Below are 17560 nucleotides of genomic sequence, written 5' to 3'. Positions count from 1 at the left end.
TCCCACAGGATCGATGTACTGACTGTGAGAGCAGGCTCAGCCCTTAGGGCCGCGGCGCAATTGCAACGCATATATCGTGGGGCGAGCCTGGTCTGGGCCGCATTCGGACGAAGGGTCAGTCCGCCTTGCCGACCTTGGAATCCGCCACGCGCCAGATCAGCTTGGTGGTGTCGTAGCCCTGTTGCTGGGCTTTCATCAGCAGATCATTGCGCACGGACTGCGGCACATGGGCTGTCCGCGACAGCAGCCACAAGAACTTGCGGTTCGGGCTGCCGACCAGTGCCACTTTGTAGTCGGGGCTCACGTACAGGACCCAGTATTCGCCTTTTGTCAGACCGGGGAAGAGGTTCGAAAACCAGTTGTCGAACACCACCCACAGCTTGTCGGTCTTGCCCTGAACCTGCGGCGAGGCTGTTCCGGTTGCCTCGTTCCATTTGCCTTCGATCGTGCGGCAGCGGTTGGTGACAGCGATGTTGCCGTCGTCCTTCAACGTGTAGTGCGCTTCGGATTGCGCGCAATTGCGCTGGAAGAACATCGGCAGCCGCGCCAGTTCATACCATGTGCCCTGATAGCGCTTGAGGTCGACATGATCCACCGTCTTCGGCGCCATCGAGTCCTCTTGCGGGGTGACGGCGCAAGCGGTCAGCCACAATGCAGCCAGCGCCACAGCGCCATATTTCATTGCCCGACGAATAGTCATTCAAGACCCTGCCCGGAAAACAAAACAACCTTATCAGCGGCGTACTGAACGCTGATAAACGTCTTGGCATCGCCCCACGTGCAGCTCGACATCCCCAGCGCGCCGGAGCATTGCGTCGGGCTGCCGAGCAGTTGTTCGACCTGCGCCTTGGGCATGCCGGCAGACAGTTTCGAGTAATTTTCCTGAGTGATCTTGCTGCAGGCCGCCAGCAATAAGCAGAACGACAACACCGCGAGAGTGCGCAAAGACATGAGATGAAGCTCCTGAATCGAAGAAAAGCAGCGTCATAGCGCCCGGCGATAGCCGCACAGCACCGACATGATGCAGCGAGTTTAGAGGAGAGAACGCGAGGACGGGTTCCCGGAGGAATATCTTTGTCCATCGGATGCGCTGCGACACCAGACGAACAGTCTCGCTGACTGGACCAAATTCAGACTAAAATCAGTCTTTTTGGCGCGGGGAGTCGGACAGATGAAATTCTCATCGCAAATCAAACCGATCAGTTATCTGAAAAGTCACACCGCAGAAATCGTAAAGCACCTCTCAGAAAGCAGGGAGCCTCTGCTGATCACCCAAAACGGCGAGGCAAAGCTTGTGGTCATGGACGTCAAGTCCTACGAAGAGCAAATGGAGACTTTTGCACTCCTGAAGATATTGGCGTTAGGAAGCAGGGAAATCGAGAAGGGCGAATTTGAAAGCGTTGAAGATGTGTTTGATGAGCTAGACAGGATTGGCAAGGAATGAGTTTGAAGGTCGTGATCCTCAACTCCGCAAAGCAGGATTTGAAGGAGCTACGCAGCTATGTGTTGGCCAGATTCTCCGACTCGGTCTGGTCAGATACCTCGATGCAGCTAAAGAAAGCGATGCAGCTGCTCTCCGTCACTCCTTACGCGGGGGCCGTTCCTGAAGAAATAGAGATGCTGAACCTGAGTGAGTATCGCCAGATCGTGTCGGGTAAAAACCGCATCATTTATGAGATCAGGCAGGAATTCGTTTTTATTCACGCAGTAATTGATGTGCGCCGAGATATGGTCTCGCTGCTGACGAAGCGTCTGCTACGCATCAGTCATTGATTTTTATCGCGCTTCTTTGGCCGCCGCTATTGTGAGGCGGGCATCAAGACTGCGACATGACAAACGTCGGTCAACAAGGGGAATGGCCGCCAAAGGCGGCCATTCAGGACGTTATTCCTTGTGATACGCCGTTGCGCGTTCCACTTCTTCCTTCGAACCCAGGAACACGGCGACGCGCTGATGCAAGCCCTCCGGCTGGATGTCGAGGATGCGCTGATGACCATCGGTGGAGGCGCCGCCGGCCTGCTCAACCAGGAACGACATCGGGTTGGCTTCGTACATCAGGCGCAGCTTGCCGGGCTTTGAAGGCTCGCGGGAGTCGCGCGGGTACATGAACAGACCGCCGCGGGTCAGGATGCGGTGCACGTCGGCAACCATCGCCGCGACCCAGCGCATGTTGTAGTTCTTTTTCAGAGGGCCGTCTTCACCCGCCAGCAGCTCTTCCACGTAGCGCTTGACCGGGGCTTCCCAGTGGCGCTGATTGGACATGTTGACGGCGAATTCCTGAGTAGACTCCGGGATCTGGATGTCTTCGTGGCTGAGCACGAAGCTGCCCATTTCACGGTCCAGCGTGAAGCCTTTGACGCCGTCGCCAAGCGTCAGCACCAGCATGGTCTGCGGGCCGTAGATGGCATAACCGGCGGCGACTTGCTGGGTGCCTGGCTGCAGAAATGCTTTTTCGTTCAGCGCTTCGTTCTGGCTCAAGTACTCGTTCGGGCAACGCAGCACCGAGAAGATCGTACCGACGGGGGCGTTGATGTCGATGTTGGACGAACCGTCCAATGGGTCAAATACCAGCAGGTAGGCACCTTTGGGGTATTTGCCAGGGATCTGGTAGGCGTTGTCCATTTCTTCGGACGCCATACCGGCCAGGTGGCCGCCCCATTCGTTGGCTTCGAGCAGGATCTCGTTGGACATTACGTCCAGCTTCTTCTGCACTTCACCCTGGACGTTTTCCGTACCCATGCTGCCGAGTACGCCGCCCAGCGCGCCTTTGGAAACAGCGTGGCTGATTTCCTTGCATGCACGCGCCACCACTTCAATCAGAAAGCGCAGATCGGCAGGGGTGTTGTTGGTGCGGGTCTGCTCGATCAGATAACGACTCAAGGTAACGCGGGACATGGATAGCTCCGAAATGGGGGATAAAAACGCGCACAGTCTAGCGCGAGCGGGAATTTAATACTGCCAGTCAGACCGGTCAGGTAGTGATTGAGTTCACGGGCTACATAAGCCTAACGCGATCAGGGCAGAGAATTGGCAAACAGCGTCCGTAATTTTTTCGATGCAGGGGCGACGCAGCGCCATCACCCCGGCAGTTATTATTTGGCGCGCGTTTATTCAGCGGGTCATCCAGTCAGTCACTTGGCGCGGGAGCTGCGCAGAGTGCCCAGCGCCATCCAGGCCAGCAACATCACGCCGATTACCAGTACCGCCCACAAGCCGATGCGCTTCATGTCCAGTCCACTCGCTTCTGCGGGTGTAACGGGTGCAGCGGGCGCCACGGGCGTTGAGGCCATGCTGGCGCGGCTCAGTGTGGCCAGTTTTTCCAGGCTGACACCGGGTATCAGCGTGGTCAGCGGCAATGCGGCACTTTTGACCGTGGGATTGCCGACGGCCAGGCTGTAAGGCGGCGCACTGCGGCCCAGAAATACCAGCTGCGTAGCGCGCACGGCAAAGCTTAACGCTGGTGCGTCCTTGCCCAAGCCACCGCCTCGGTCATCGACCTCCAGCTTCAACTGCTGGACGAGGTTCCCGGACAGCTCCATTTCGTCCTGCACGACGTCCTGACCGTTTTGGCTTAGTCGATAAAGCAGCCCGTTGTCGATCAGCTGCCACGGTGCATTGCTGTCGCGACGTCCATACAGCGTGGCCGGCGCAAGGCTGTTGGGCTGGGTGATGTCGACCTTCATCCGCTCCAGCGGCAAGGCCACAGGCAGTTGCCAGACATAAACCCCGGACTTCTCGGTACGGCCGCTAATGGGTGGCGACCAACTCAGCGGCAGTACGCCGGGTTGCGTGCTGATCAATTGCACCGCGTTGAGGGTCGGTGCCGACAACGGTGATTTCCATAGCAGCCGCAGGTAGCGGGCGCTGCGTCCCGGCAGACTGACGACGCGTTGCTCAACCAATTCCTCGGCAAATGACAGCCTCCCCACCTGACCGTCGCCCCAGCGCTGCCAATGTTGCAGGTCGTCGCTGGCCTCGATGCTGAATCGCTGAAAACCGTCGCGCTCGCTGCTCCAGTCCAGAATCAGCTGGTCCAGCGGGGCGTTGATCGCGCTGGTGTCGAGCAACCAGCCACGCAGGATTTCTTCTCCCGCTTCGATTTCGCCCTGAGGCTGGACCTCGACCAGCGTGCCGTTGGGTGTACGTTCAACGCGGATTTTCGGCTCGGCTTCCCTGGCGCCCTCGCTGTTGTACAGCGGGAACCATTTCACCGCGACGGGGGTTTGATCAATTGCGCGTTGCGGCGGGCTTTGGGTAATCGCATAGGGCTGGGCCTGGCCGTCGGCATTGAACACGCGCACGTCATTGAGCGTGCTTTGACGCGCGTTCAGCTGGACGCCCAGCGGCAAGTCCAGTCGATACCACGGCCCCTCGCCACTGAGTGTAAGGGGGGCGTGGACAGTGAAATCATCCGGCAGGTCTTCCGCCTGACTGAGCGACGCCGCGCACAGCAATGCACCCAGCAGCGGCATGAACAGAATGGCCTTGATGACGAACTGACGACTCAACTCAACACTCCTCACGCGCTTCATTTCAGTACAGGGTCCGCGGAATCAGCATCTGCCAGCCCCTCGTTTCGGGCCGTCTGCCGCGGCGGCAAGGGGGCGAAATATCCCACCACCAACAACAGAACGCCAACGCCGATGAAAGAGATAATCCGCTCCAGACCGCCGCGATTGCTCAGTTCGACGAAAAACAGTTTGGCCACGACGATGCCGATCAGCGCTGCGCCCACAATCCACACGTCGCGGCGCGCCCGCAGGTGACCGCCGATCATCAGCGCCAGCGCCATGAGCGTCCAGACGATGGAGAGCCCGGCCTGCACGCGCATTGATTCAAACAGCGCGTCCGGATACCAGGCGACGTCGGCCCAATGGTGAGCGGTGCGCAGGACCATGGCTGTGATCAGCGCGAATAACGACGCGCCGGCGATGGCTAACGCAGTTTTCTCGGCGCGCTCATGGCTCACGCCCAGTTGCGGCAGCTGTTGGCGGGTCCAGGCAAAGAGGGCGCCAAGGGTGATCAGCAAGCCCAGTTCAAGCGGGTTCAGCAATGGCAGGTAGGGCAACGGGTCGGCAGCGCCCTCGCTCAGCCCGTTGGCCAGCCAGAACCAGGCGAGCATCATTGCACCCAGTGGCGCAGCGGCGAGGACACGGTATTCGCGTGGGTACGCCGCGAGCGGCCAAGGCCAACTGCGTGAAGAGGTTATTGCCAGCAGATACAGGCTTGGCAGCAGCGCCCAGCCCAACCAGCGCCATGCGTTATACGCCTCGGACAGCACCAGCAATCCGTAACGAAGCTGCAGCGATAGAACGCCGATGATCAACCAGCAGCCGATTACGTGGGCGACGCTGCGCAAGCAGGGATGCAAGCTGCTGTCGAGTCGTTTGAGCGACCACAGGTGAGCCGCGAAAACCGCGACCCAGCCCAGCCACCCCCAGTTGGCTGCGGGGTTGTAATAGCTGCTGAAGCTCATCAACGCGAGCAAGACCGCGCTGGCCGGCGTCAGCAGCGTGCACAGTTGAGCAATGCCGGTCCAGTTCAGTTTCAGGGCGGTGACGGTCCACAGCCCGACGCTGATGGCGCCGAGAAGCAGCAGCGTCGAAAACTCGACCTCTCCCGGTACGTAATGGGTGCTGACGCACAATGCCGCCGACCACCACAGCGCGCCCCAGATCAGCAGCATGGGTTGTAACAGCCGCTCGCTCAGGGAGAACCGCAGTGTGCCGACGCGCTCGACGGTGAATGCACTGACCAGGCCAGCCAATGCGATGATCAACGGCGTCCAGAAGTCGCCGTGGTTGAAGTTCGGAACGTACCAGCGCCCGATCACGCCGCAGAAGGCGACACCGGCGCCCAGCTGCAGCAACAGCCCGAAGCCGCGCGCCAATAGACGGTTCTGACGCATCCCGAGCCAGAACACTGCTGCGCCTTCGACCGCCCAGGCAACGGTAGTCCATTGCGCGCTGAGGCCAAGCGGAATCGCCAGTGTGCCGAATACCACACCCAGGGAGAGGCAGGTTTCCACCAGCAGCAATGCCCGGCCCGGTGCGCGTCCGGCCAGAAACCGGGCAATGCCCATGTACAGCAAACCGAGCACCAGCGCGCTCAGCGCAGGGCCGAATTCGAGGTGTTGAACGAGCGCGTATTGCAGGCCGAAACCGACAATGGGCGCTCCGAACAACAGGCTGCCATCGACGTAGTGGGTATGGCGCGCCGACCAGCGCAGCGTAGCGTCGCGGCTGTCATCATCAGGCCCGGCGGCATGCGCCTGCAGCGTGCGTCGGGCGAACAGCAGACCGATGGCCAGGTACATCAGGAAGAACAGAATCAGGAAAGGTTCGGTGCTCCAGAACAGCTCGGGCGTGTACGCGTCCATGCCCCAGGCGAAGCCGATGCCGAAGGTTCCGATGAAGCCGATCAGATTGAGTGGCCGCCAGGCTTTGAACCACGCGATGGCCAGAATGCCTGCATTGAGCAAGGCGAAATAGCTGAACAGTGCGACGTGGCTGCCTTCCCCGGAGGACGTCAGCAGTGGCGCGGCAAAGCCGCCCAGAGCGGCGACACAGGCAAGGGCCAGAGAGTTTTGCGTGACGGCGAGGATCGCGGAAAACGTCGTGACCGCCACCAGAAAAGTGAACGCCATTCCCGGCGCCAGCAGGGTGTGGACCTTCATCGCGGCGAACACCGTCAGGTACAGCACCGCGACGCCCGTGCCTTGCATCATCAGCGCGAACGATTCATTGCGTTGACGCAGCCACCAACCCAACGCCAACAACGCCAGCGCTGCCGCCGCTACCCCGGCATAGCGGGCCTCGATTGGAATGACCATGCCTTCGGTTGCGTAGCGCAGAAGGAACGCCAGGCCGAGGAACAGCAGTACCACGCCGACCCGCAGCACAGTGTTGCCGCCCAGTAACCAGTTTTTGGCACGCAGGATCGCGCTGTCGAACAAATTGGGTTGCGCTGAACCCTGCCAGGAATCAGGCGCGTCAGCAGGTCGAGGCGGCGGAGAAGTCTGCTCGGGGCGACGCCACTCAACGTCATGGGCGGACGCGGCTATCGGTTCAGGATCGGGGAGATCCCAAAGCAGCTCCGGCCCATCGTCGGCAAGCGGCTGAACATCCAGTGGCACGACCTCCAGCGGTGCCGGAGCCGGGGACTCCGATAATTGCACGGCGGGGGAACTCAGTTGGCTGAGGCGCTGCTGCACCGCGTCGAGGTCCCGACGAGTTCTGGCGAGTTCAGTTTGGTGGGCGGCGCTTTCGCGCGCCAGTGCGCTCAGCCGAAGGCTCAGGCCAGCGGCGAGGCCGATGACCGCACCCACGGCACCGCCGAGTAGCGACTCGTCAAGAAGCGCACCGATAAACAGACCGACCAGCAGAAGAATCCATTGCACGCGACGACATTCCATTTTCGGCCGATTAACGGCGATGGCGGAAGTATATCGGGCATCGAGAAAGGGGAAACATTTTGTGTCGGGGAGGGAGAACTGGTCGCTGTTGCATCTGGGTCCACAAGATCCAGCGATTCCGGATTCAACGGTTAAAACGTGAGCTGTAGGAGTCGATTTGCTGGCGAACACATCCGGCCAGTTACCTACCATGCAGCTGACCCAGCGCGTTCGCCAGCAAGCCGGCTCCTACAGAGGATTTCGGTGCCGCGTACAACCGCCTGCGCCCATACGACCCGCGCCGACACAATCGTCGGCGCCTAACCGGCCGTCTGCGCATGCGCTGTGTAGGAGCGCGCTTGCCCGCGAAGGCGTCAGCACAGCCAACCACGTGCCTGGCTGAAAACCGCGTTCGCCAGCAAGCCGGCTCCTACAGGAGGTTTCAGTGTCGCCCACAACCGGCTGCGCCCATCCGACCCCCCGCCACCGCATTCGCGGGCAAGCCGGCGCCTACAGAGGATTTCGGTACCGCACGCAATCGTCTGCGCCGACACCACTGTAGGAGCCGGCTTGCTGGCGAACGCGTCCGGCTAATCACCTCGCGCGTCCTTAATCCAGCGCGTTCCAGATTTCAGTGGCGTATTCGCGGATGGTCCGGTCCGAAGAGAACCAGCCCATGCGCGCGGTGTTGAGCACTGCCGAGCGCCACCATTCTTTCGAATCGTGCCAGCGCGCTTCCACTCTCGCTTGCGCGTGCCAGTAAGACTCGAAGTCAGCGCAGACAAAGAAGCGGTCGTAGCTGATCAACTGGTCGATCAACCCTGCGTAACGATACGGATCATCCGGCGAGAACACCCCGCCCCGGATCGCCTGCAGGACGTCATTCAATCGGCCCGATGCCGCGATGTCCTGATGGGCATTGAACTCACCGGCGTGCTTGCGCGCTTCGACTTCCTGCGCGGTCATGCCAAAGATGAACATGTGCTCAAGCCCGACCTGCTCGCTCATTTCGACGTTGGCGCCGTCGAGCGTACCGATGGTCAGCGCGCCGTTGAGGCCGAACTTCATGTTGCTGGTGCCGGATGCTTCAAGGCCCGCTGTGGAAATCTGCTCCGACAAGTCCGCCGCCGGAATGATGCTTTCCGCCAGGCTGACGTTGTAGTTGGGCATGAACACCACTTTCAAGCGGCCACGCAGCGTCGGGTCGTTATTGACCGTACGTGCGATGTCGTTTGCCAGCTTGATGATCAGCTTGGCCGAGTGATAACTGGCCGCTGCCTTGCCCGCGAAGATCTTCACGCGCGGTACCCAGTCGGTGCTTGGATCAGCGCGCATGGCCTGATACAGCGCCACTGTGTGGAACAGGTTCAGCAGCTGGCGCTTGTACTCATGGATGCGCTTGACCTGCACATCGAACATCGCCTCCGGGTTGACCACGATGCCCAGGCGCTCCTGAATAATCGTGGCCAGGGCTTGCTTGCTTTGCAGACGCTGCGCGGCAAACTCCTGCTGAAACCTCGGCTCGTCCGCCAGTGGCGCCAACTTGAGGAGCGCGGTCTCGTGGTTGTCGAGCACTTGTTCGCCCAGCTCGTTGACCAGCATCGAAGTCAGTTGCGGGTTGGACTGGAACAGCCAGCGGCGGAAGGTGATGCCGTTGGTTTTGTTATTGATGCGGTCCGGGTGCAGCTTGTGCAAATGGGCGAAGACGGTCTTGCGCATCAGCTGTGTGTGCAGCGCAGAAACGCCGTTCACGCTGTGCGAGCCCAGGAATGCCAGGTTGCCCATACGCACGCGACGGCCGTTGTCTTCTTCAATCAGCGACACGGCGCGCAGCAGGTCGAACAGGGCAGGGTCGTCCTTGAAGTCGAGACGGACCTTGTCGATGTGCTGAGCGTTGATCATGTAAATGATCTGCATGTGGCGCGGCAACATCCGCTCCATCAGCCCTACAGACCAGGTTTCCAGTGCTTCGGGCAACAGCGTGTGGTTGGTGTACGCCAAGGTACCGACGGTGATGCGCCAGGCCTCGTCCCACTCCACGTCATGCAGGTCGATCAGCACGCGCATCAGCTCCGCTACGGCGATCGACGGATGGGTGTCGTTCATCTGGATCGCAGCGTGTTCCGGCAGACTGTTGACGCTGTAGCCCATGTTCTTGTGACGGCGCAGCAAATCCTGCAGCGACGCCGAAACGAAGAAGTACTCCTGACGCAGACGCAGTTCCTGGCCCGCTTCTGTGCTGTCGTTTGGATACAGCACACGAGAAATACTTTCCGCCCGCACGACCTCAGCAACAGCACCGACGTGGTCGCCGGCATTGAAACGCTCAAGGTGCAGATCTTCAACGGCACGCGCACGCCACAGGCGCAGAGTGTTCACCGCCTTGCCGCGCCAACCCACAACTGGCGTGTCATAAGCGATGGCCCGGACGGTTTCGCCCGCGGTCCAGACCTGACGTGTTTCGCCCGAAGCATCAAGCACAGGCGCACCAGCAGCATCCAGCTGCGGCTGCACACTGCCACCGAAGCCGATCTGGTAAATCACTTCAGGGCGCTCGAATTCCCACGGGTTGCCGAAGTCCAGCCAGTTTTCGGTCTGCTCCTGCTGCCAGCCGTCAACGATGGCCTGGCGGAAAAGCCCATGCTCGTAACGAATACCGTAGCCGTGACCCGCGACGCCCAAGGTCGACATGCTTTCCATGAAGCAGGCGGCCAGACGGCCCAGGCCGCCGTTACCCAGCGCAGCGTCGGGCTCAAGGGAGCGAATTTGCTCTAGGTCGACGTTCAAACCCTTCAACGCTTCACGTGCCGTTTCGAGGATGCCCAGGTTGCTCAGGCTGTCGAACATCAGGCGCCCGATCAGGAATTCAAGTGACAGGTAGTAAACCCGCTTTTTCTCCTGCCGGTAGACGTAGCGCGTGTGGTTCATCCACCGCTCAGCCATTTTGTCGCGAGTCGCCAGGGCGATTGCCATAAACCAGTCATGGTCGAAGGCATGGTCGGGATCTTTCCCGACGGCAAACTCGAGTTTGTTCAGCACAGCTTCTCGGAAGGCTGCCACTTCAGCGTCACGAACGTTGGGTTCCGGAGACATCGGGTACGACCTCAAGTTGGTTTGACGATTAAATGGGTGGGTAGACTGTAGGGCGTGTCATTGGTTATTTCCTCCCACTCGGATGAAAATACGCGGCTGCACGACCCCCGGTTCGACTCAAACAAGCTACCTCGGTTCGCCGACATTACCTACCGGCGGCAAAACTCTGGCGCTTTCCCCTGTCTTCAGCGATGGCTTGCATTGATCGTTCCACTCTTGGCGTCGGGCCGGCGGACGCTCTGCGATGGCCACTCAGGGAGACGAAATTGCAGGTGACAACATGCCAGGATCAGGCAAGCATGTTCATTCGCCGATTCGGGTTTATGATGCCCCTCGGCAGATAGACCGCAGCCCCTGAATTGGACTTTTGGAGCACCTATGCAGACTTTGTACCCGCAGATCAAACCTTATGCCCGGCACGATCTGGCCGTGGAAGAGCCGCATGTGCTGTATGTCGATGAAAGCGGCTCGCCGGACGGCCTGCCGGTCATCTTCATTCACGGCGGACCGGGTTCGGGATGCGACGCGCAAAGCCGGCGTTATTTCGATCCGAACCTCTATCGCATCATCACGTTCGATCAGCGTGGCTGCGGCCGTTCCACGCCCCATGCCAGCCTGGAGAACAACACCACCTGGCATCTTGTCGAGGATCTCGAACGCATCCGGACCCATCTGGGCATCGAACAATGGGTCGTGTTTGGGGGCTCATGGGGTTCCACTCTGTCTCTGGCGTATGCGCAGACTCATCCCGACCGCGTGCATGCACTGATTTTGCGCGGCATCTTTCTGAGCCGCCCTCAAGACATCAAGTGGTTCTATCAGGAAGGTGCCAGCCGTCTGTTCCCCGATTATTGGCAGGACTACATGGCGCCGATTCCGCCGGACGAACGCGGCGATGTGCTCGGCGCCTTTCACAAACGCCTGACCGGCAGCGACCAGATCGCACAGATGCATGCCGCCAAAGCCTGGTCGACGTGGGAAGGTCGTACCGCCACGCTGCGTCCGAATCCGCAGGTGGTGGATCGCTTCACCGAGCCGCATCGTGCGCTGTCCATCGCGCGAATCGAATGCCACTACTTCATTAACAACGCCTTCCTTGAAGAAAACCAGTTGCTGCGCGACATGCCGAAAATCGCGCATCTGCCGGGCATCATCGTGCATGGGCGCTACGATGTGATCTGTACGCTGGACAATGCCTGGGAGCTGCATCAGGCATGGCCCAACAGCGAGCTTCAAGTGATCCGTGATGCCGGCCACTCGGCATCCGAACCGGGCATTACTGACGCACTGGTACGCGCGGCTTCACAAGTGGCCCGCCGCTTGCTGGATCTGCCACCGGAAGAGGCTTGAATGAAAGCCTTGTTGCAGCGAGTGACCCAGGCGCGGGTCGATGTGGCCGGCGAGACAATTGGCGCGATTGATCAGGGTTTGATGGTCTTGATCGGCATTGAACCTCAAGACACACAGGCCGCCGCCGACAAGATGTTGCACAAGCTGCTTAACTATCGGGTGTTCAGCGACGCCGACGGGAAAATCAACCTGTCGTTAGTGGACGTGGATGGCGGGCTGTTGCTCGTCTCGCAATTCACGTTGGCGGCCGATACCAAAAGCGGGATGCGGCCAAGTTTCTCGAAAGCAGCACCTCCAGCCTTGGGCGCCGAGTTGTTTGAATACCTGGTCAGCAGGGCGAAAGCTTCACATTCGGCGGTTGAAACGGGCCGGTTTGGTGCGGATATGCAAGTTCATCTTGTGAACGACGGCCCTGTGACATTTTTGCTCGAAACCTGAATCTTGCCGTGCTTCTGATGACGCCGGATTTGCTTGCTGGAAAAGCTGTAAATAGTTTGTTTCCCCTGATGCGTTGTAACGCGCGCTACTAGATAATCGCGCGCTACAAGGACGGGCCAAAGCCCGTCAAATCGGTAAAACGCAGACTGGTCCGACGCCGCTTGGGGAATCATTGGCCCCTTTTGGAGTCGGAACAATGCTCGCCAACCCGGCATTTGATAGCTGGCCGTTGGTTTCTTCATCTGTTTTCGGCGAGGGTTGCTCGTGATTGTTAGTCCATGTAATGCACCAAAGAACCCGGGCAGGCGCTTACGCAGCGCACTGTTGGCAGGGTCGGCTTTGTTTTGTCTGTTCGGCGCCGGTCAGCTGTGGGCGTTCGATCTCGACGACGTGGCGACAAAGGCCAAAGATCTGGCCGGACAGAAATTCACAGCGCCGAAGAGCAATCTTCCGGCCGAATTCCGCGACATGAAGTTCGCGGATTATCAAAAGATCCGCTTCCTGCAAGACAAGGCCGAATGGGCCAATGACAAGACCCCGTTCAAGGTGTCGTTCTACCACCAGGGTATGCACTTCGACACCCCGGTCAAAATCAACGAAGTCACCGCCAATTCCGTCAACGAGATCAAGTACGACCCGACTCGTTTCGACTTTGGCGATGTGAAATTCGACCCCAAGTCGACCGAAAACCTGGGCTACGCCGGTTTCCGTGTCACCTACCCGATCAACAAAGACGACAAGCAAGACGAAATCATGACCATGCTGGGCGCGAGCTACTTCCGCGTCATCGGCAAAGGTCAGGTGTATGGTTTGTCTGCGCGCGGCATGGCCATCGACACGGCAATGCCGTCGGGCGAAGAATTCCCCCGTTTCACTGAGTTCTGGATCGAAAAGCCGAGCGCGGATGACAACCACTTGGTCATCTTTGCCTTGCTCGACTCCCCACGTGCCACCGGCGCCTACAAGCTGACACTGCGTCCGGGCACCAATACGCTGGTGGACGTCCAGTCGCGCATGTACCTGCGTGACAAGGTCGGCAAACTGGGCGTAGCACCACTGACCAGCATGTACCTGTTCGGCGCCAACCAGCCGTCGAAGGTTCTCAACTACCGTCGTGAACTGCACGACTCCAGCGGTCTGTCCATTCAGGCAGCCAATGGCGAGTGGATCTGGCGTCCGTTGAACAACCCTAAGCACCTTTCTGTCAGCAGCTTCTCGGTCGAGAATCCGCGCGGTTTCGGTCTGCTTCAGCGCGGCCGTAACTTCAGCCACTACGAAGACCTCGACGACCGTTACGACAAACGTCCGAGCGCCTGGATCGAGCCGAAGGGCGATTGGGGCAAAGGTACGGTTGATCTGGTAGAGATCCCGACTGCCGACGAAACCAACGACAACATCGTTGCGTTCTGGAAGCCCGAGACTCAACCGGAGCCGGGCCAGCCGATCGACTTCAACTATCGCCTGCACTGGACCATGGATGAGGACGCCATTCACTCGCCTGATCTGGGCTGGGTCAAGCAGACCCTGCGCTCTACCGGTGACGTGAAGCAGTCCAACCTGATCCGTCAGCCGGACGGCAGCGTGGCTTATCTGGTGGACTTTGTTGGCCCGACACTGGCCAAGCTGGGTGAAGACCCGTCGATCCGCAGTCAGGTCATCACTGATGACAACACTGACCTGGTCGAGAACAACCTGCGCTACAACCCGGTGACCAAAGGCTGGCGTCTGACGCTGCGCCTGAAGGTCAAGGATCCGGGCAAGGCCGTCGAAATGCGTGCTTACTTGCTTCGCGAGACCCCTGCCGAGCCTGGCAAGGAACCTGCGGTGATCACTGCCGACAAGTCTGACAAGAAGCCGGCTGCCAAGGCTGAAGCCAAGGCCGTTGCCGCTGCGCCTGTCGTGACAGCGCCGAAGGACGAGAAAGCCGAGATCGTCAAGACTGACGCGTTGAAAGCGGGCGATCAGAAGGACGCCAAGGCGCCGAAAGCTGACGGTAAGGATGTTGCCAAAGCTGACGCGGCCAAACCGGCGGACGCCAAGGTTGCCGAAGTGAAGTCCGACGAGGCCTCCAAGCCGGAAGCCGCCCTGGGCGATGCCGCGAAGGCGAACAAAGGCAGCAAGGAAACCCCGCAGCCAGCGGTAGAGGCTGCATCCACCACCCAACAGGGGCCGGCCATGATTCAACAAGTCCTGACCGAAACCTGGAGCTATCAGTTGCCAGCCGATGAGTAATTCAAATGCGGTGCCAGAGCCTCTGAATGAGTCTCTCAGCGAGTACCTGGCGCATTTGCCGATGACCGATGTGCAGCGGGCAGAACTTGCCAGCTGCACCTCGTTCGCCGAGCTGCACGAGCGCCTCTCCGCGCAGACTGTCGCTGACCCTGCCGAGGCCGCTCAGGCTTCGGTAGAGCGTCGTCTGACGCTGACGACCGCTAATGAGCTGCACGAAGCCGAGATGCTGAGTGTCGACGCCAGCGGCCGTGTTCGCCTGAAAGCCACGCCACCGATCCGTCGTACCAAAGTGGTGCCGGAACCGTGGCGCACCAATATCCTGCACCGCGGATGGCGCCGTCTGACCGGCAAAACCAATCCGCCGCCGCCCAAGGATGACTTGCCGCGTGATCTGCCCAAGGCGCGCTGGCGCACCGTGGGTTCGATCCGTCGTTACATCCTGCTGATCCTCATGCTGGGCCAGACCATCGTCGCCGGCTTCTACATGAAAGGCATCCTGCCGTATCAAGGCTGGTCGCTGGTTTCGTTCGACGAAATCAGTCATCAAACCCTGTGGCAGACGGCTGTTCAGGTCATGCCGTACGCACTTCAGACCAGCATCCTGTTGTTGTTCGGGATTTTGTTCTGCTGGGTCTCGGCAGGTTTCTGGACCGCGCTGATGGGCTTCCTCGAACTGCTGACTGGCCGCGACAAGTACCGTATTTCCGGTGCAAGTGCGGGCAATGAACCGATCGAAGCGGGTGCCCGTACAGCGTTGGTGATGCCGATCTGCAACGAAGATGTGCCGCGTGTGTTCGCAGGTCTGCGGGCCACGTTCGAGTCGGTCAAGGCCACGGGTGACCTGGACCGTTTCGACTTCTTCATCCTGAGCGACTCCAACGAGACCGACATTTGTGTGGCCGAGCAACAAGCCTGGCTGGACGTGTGTCGTGAAACCGGCGGGTTCGGCAAGATCTTCTATCGTCGTCGCCGCCGTCGCGTTAAGCGCAAAAGCGGCAACCTGGATGACTTCTGCCGTCGCTGGGGCGGTGAGTACCGCTACATGGTCGTCCTCGACGCTGACTCGGTCATGAGCGGTGAGTGTCTGACCAGTCTGGTGCGCTTGATGGAAGCCACGCCGGATGCCGGGATTATCCAGACCGCGCCGCGTGCGTCGGGCATGGACACCTTGTATGCGCGCATGCAGCAGTTCGCTACCCGTGTGTACGGCCCGCTGTTCACGGCCGGCTTGCACTTTTGGCAGTTGGGCGAATCGCACTATTGGGGTCACAACGCGATCATCCGTATGAAACCCTTTATCGAGCACTGCGCCCTGGCGCCATTGCCCGGCAAAGGCGCGTTCGCCGGTGCCATTCTGTCCCACGACTTCGTTGAAGCAGCGCTGATGCGACGTGCTGGCTGGGGCGTGTGGATCGCCTACGACCTGCCTGGCAGTTACGAAGAGCTGCCGCCGAACTTGCTGGATGAGCTCAAGCGTGACCGTCGCTGGTGCCACGGTAACCTGATGAACTTCCGCCTGTTCCTGGTCAAGGGCATGCACCCGGTTCACCGTGCGGTGTTCCTGACGGGCGTGATGTCGTATCTGTCAGCGCCGTTGTGGTTCTTCTTCCTGGTGCTGTCCACTGCGTTGCTGGCGGTGAACACACTGATGGAGCCGACCTACTTCATGGAGCCGCGTCAGCTGTATCCGTTGTGGCCGCAGTGGCACCCGGAAAAAGCCGTCGCATTGTTCTCGACGACTGTCGTGCTGTTGTTCCTGCCTAAACTGCTCAGCGTCATTTTGATCTGGGCGAAGGGCGCTACCGGCTACGGCGGGCGGATCAAGGTCACGATGTCGATGCTGCTGGAGATGCTGTTCTCCATGCTGTTGGCACCCGTGCGCATGATCTTCCACACCCGCTTCGTGCTGGCTGCTTTCCTGGGCTGGGCCGCCACCTGGAACTCTCCGCAGCGTGACGATGACTCGACGCCGTGGAGTGAAGCGGTTAAACGTCACGGGCCGCAGACGTTGCTCGGTTTTTGCTGGGCGCTGTTGGTGGCCTGGCTTAACCCAAGCTTCCTGTGGTGGCTGGTGCCGATTGTGGGTTCGTTGATGTTGTCGATCCCGGTGTCGGTGATTTCCAGCCGCACTAACCTGGGCCTGAAGGCACGTGACACCAAGCTGTTCCTGATCCCGGAAGAGCACACGCCTCCGCAGGAACTGGTGTCTACCGACAAGTACACGCACGAGAACCGCTGGCACGCGCTGAACGATGGATTCGTCCGTGCGGTGGTTGATCCACAGCAGAACGCCTTGGCGTGTGCGCTGGCGACTTCACGCCATCGTCACGCCGAGCCGATCGAATGGATGCGCGTTGAGCGTGTACGTCATGCCATCAAGGGTGGCCCTGAGCTGCTGAACAACCATGAGCGCCTGCAATTGCTGAGCGATCCGGTTGCGCTGGCTCGCTTGCATGAGCTGGTCTGGAGCGAAGGCAACTCCGCCTGGCTGAATGCATGGCGGGCGTCAGTGGATGCAGACCCACATGCGCCTTTGCTGCCGCTGCAGCCAGCGACGCATGTGAACGAGTCCACCCTCGTAAACGCCTGATTCAAGCGCCAAACAAAACGCCGCCGAAGAGCAATCTTCGGCGGCGTTTTTGTTTGGGCATGGAAGCTCGTTTGTGCAGGGCTGATTACCGCGCGTAAATCAACTGTAAGAGCGCGCTCGCCCGCGATGCGGTGTGTCAGTCACCCGCCATTTCGCAGACAGATCATTTCGCGGGCAAGCGCTCTCCTACAGGGGTACGACGTTGTTTAACTCACTCGAAACCTGCCCACCATCTCCGCAGCTATACACCTGGCGATCTGGGCGTTCTGCACGTTCGATGGCATACCTGAATCGACTGTAGGAGCGCGCTTGCCCGCGATGCGGTGAGTCAGTCATCCGCCATTTCGCAGACAGATCATTTCGCGGGCAAGCGCGCTCCTACAAGGGTAAGACGGTGTTTAATTCACCCGAAATCTGCCCACCATCTCCGCAGCTATACACCTGGCGATCTGGGCGTTGTGCAC

General features: G+C 59.9%; 12 protein-coding genes. 6 read left to right on the top strand and 6 right to left on the bottom strand.

Annotation, left to right across the window (positions count from 1 at the left end; translation table 11 throughout):
* Positions 1 to 115: 115 nt before the first annotated feature.
* Both LT42_RS18475 and bamE read right to left on the bottom strand, forming a co-directional pair.
* Positions 116 to 610 (bottom strand): lipocalin family protein, encoded by a 495-nt coding sequence (locus LT42_RS18475; RefSeq protein WP_244653553.1) that lies wholly within the window; start codon positions 608 to 610, stop codon positions 116 to 118.
* Between the two features lie 86 nt (positions 611 to 696).
* Positions 697 to 951: an outer membrane protein assembly factor BamE domain-containing protein gene (bamE, locus tag LT42_RS18470; RefSeq protein WP_037016115.1), complete on the bottom strand. Its 255-nt coding sequence runs from the start codon at positions 949 to 951 to the stop codon at positions 697 to 699.
* A 220-nt stretch (positions 952 to 1171) separates the two neighbouring features.
* On the opposite strand from bamE, the gene LT42_RS18465 reads away from it, so the two are divergent.
* Together LT42_RS18465 and LT42_RS18460 are read left to right on the top strand one after the other, a co-directional pair.
* On the top strand, positions 1172 to 1444 hold the full coding sequence (locus LT42_RS18465) for a type II toxin-antitoxin system Phd/YefM family antitoxin (RefSeq protein WP_037016112.1): 273 nt from the start codon (positions 1172 to 1174) through the stop codon (positions 1442 to 1444).
* Complete coding sequence (locus LT42_RS18460; RefSeq protein WP_037016110.1) at positions 1441 to 1773, top strand: type II toxin-antitoxin system RelE/ParE family toxin; 333 nt, start codon at positions 1441 to 1443, stop codon at positions 1771 to 1773. Before LT42_RS18465 ends, LT42_RS18460 begins: the two co-directional genes overlap by 4 nt.
* Positions 1774 to 1884: 111 nt before the next feature.
* On the opposite strand, the gene LT42_RS18455 is transcribed toward LT42_RS18460, so the two are convergent.
* The 4 genes from LT42_RS18455 to LT42_RS18440 form a co-directional block, all read right to left on the bottom strand.
* Positions 1885 to 2895: a class 1 fructose-bisphosphatase gene (locus LT42_RS18455; protein WP_037016107.1), complete on the bottom strand. Its 1011-nt coding sequence runs from the start codon at positions 2893 to 2895 to the stop codon at positions 1885 to 1887.
* 236 nt (positions 2896 to 3131) lie between these two features.
* Positions 3132 to 4478: a DUF3999 domain-containing protein gene (locus tag LT42_RS18450; protein ID WP_037017534.1), complete on the bottom strand. Its 1347-nt coding sequence runs from the start codon at positions 4476 to 4478 to the stop codon at positions 3132 to 3134.
* Between the two features lie 50 nt (positions 4479 to 4528).
* Positions 4529 to 7399, bottom strand: coding sequence for a DUF2339 domain-containing protein (locus tag LT42_RS18445; RefSeq protein ID WP_037016105.1), 2871 nt, complete (start codon positions 7397 to 7399; stop codon positions 4529 to 4531).
* Positions 7400 to 8002: 603 nt separating this feature from the next.
* A complete protein-coding gene (locus LT42_RS18440) occupies positions 8003 to 10486 on the bottom strand; it encodes a glycogen/starch/alpha-glucan phosphorylase (RefSeq protein ID WP_037016103.1) in 2484 nt (827 codons plus the stop codon).
* Positions 10487 to 10864: 378 nt separating this feature from the next.
* Here LT42_RS18440 and pip point away from each other — a divergent pair, with 378 nt between their 5' ends.
* The 4 genes from pip (at position 10865) to mdoH (ending at position 17096) form a co-directional block, all read left to right on the top strand.
* Positions 10865 to 11836 carry a prolyl aminopeptidase gene (gene pip / locus LT42_RS18435; RefSeq protein ID WP_037016101.1) on the top strand — a complete coding sequence of 324 codons (972 nt, stop codon included), beginning with the start codon at positions 10865 to 10867 and terminating at the stop codon, positions 11834 to 11836.
* Complete coding sequence (gene dtd, locus LT42_RS18430) at positions 11837 to 12274, top strand: D-aminoacyl-tRNA deacylase (protein WP_037016098.1); 438 nt, start codon at positions 11837 to 11839, stop codon at positions 12272 to 12274.
* Positions 12275 to 12532: 258 nt separating this feature from the next.
* On the top strand, positions 12533 to 14506 hold the full coding sequence (locus LT42_RS18425; RefSeq protein WP_081955415.1) for a glucan biosynthesis protein G: 1974 nt from the start codon (positions 12533 to 12535) through the stop codon (positions 14504 to 14506).
* Entirely contained in the window at positions 14499 to 17096 is a 2598-nt protein-coding gene (gene mdoH, locus LT42_RS18420; RefSeq protein WP_037016094.1) for a glucans biosynthesis glucosyltransferase MdoH, read from the top strand. Before LT42_RS18425 ends, mdoH begins: the two co-directional genes overlap by 8 nt.
* Positions 17097 to 17560 lie beyond the last annotated feature (464 nt).

The sequence above is a fragment of the Pseudomonas lutea genome (assembly GCF_000759445.1).
Lineage (GTDB): Bacteria > Pseudomonadota > Gammaproteobacteria > Pseudomonadales > Pseudomonadaceae > Aquipseudomonas > Aquipseudomonas lutea.
The sequence above is the reverse complement of the archived record's forward strand: the minus strand, read 5'-3'. Positions and strand labels throughout refer to the sequence as shown.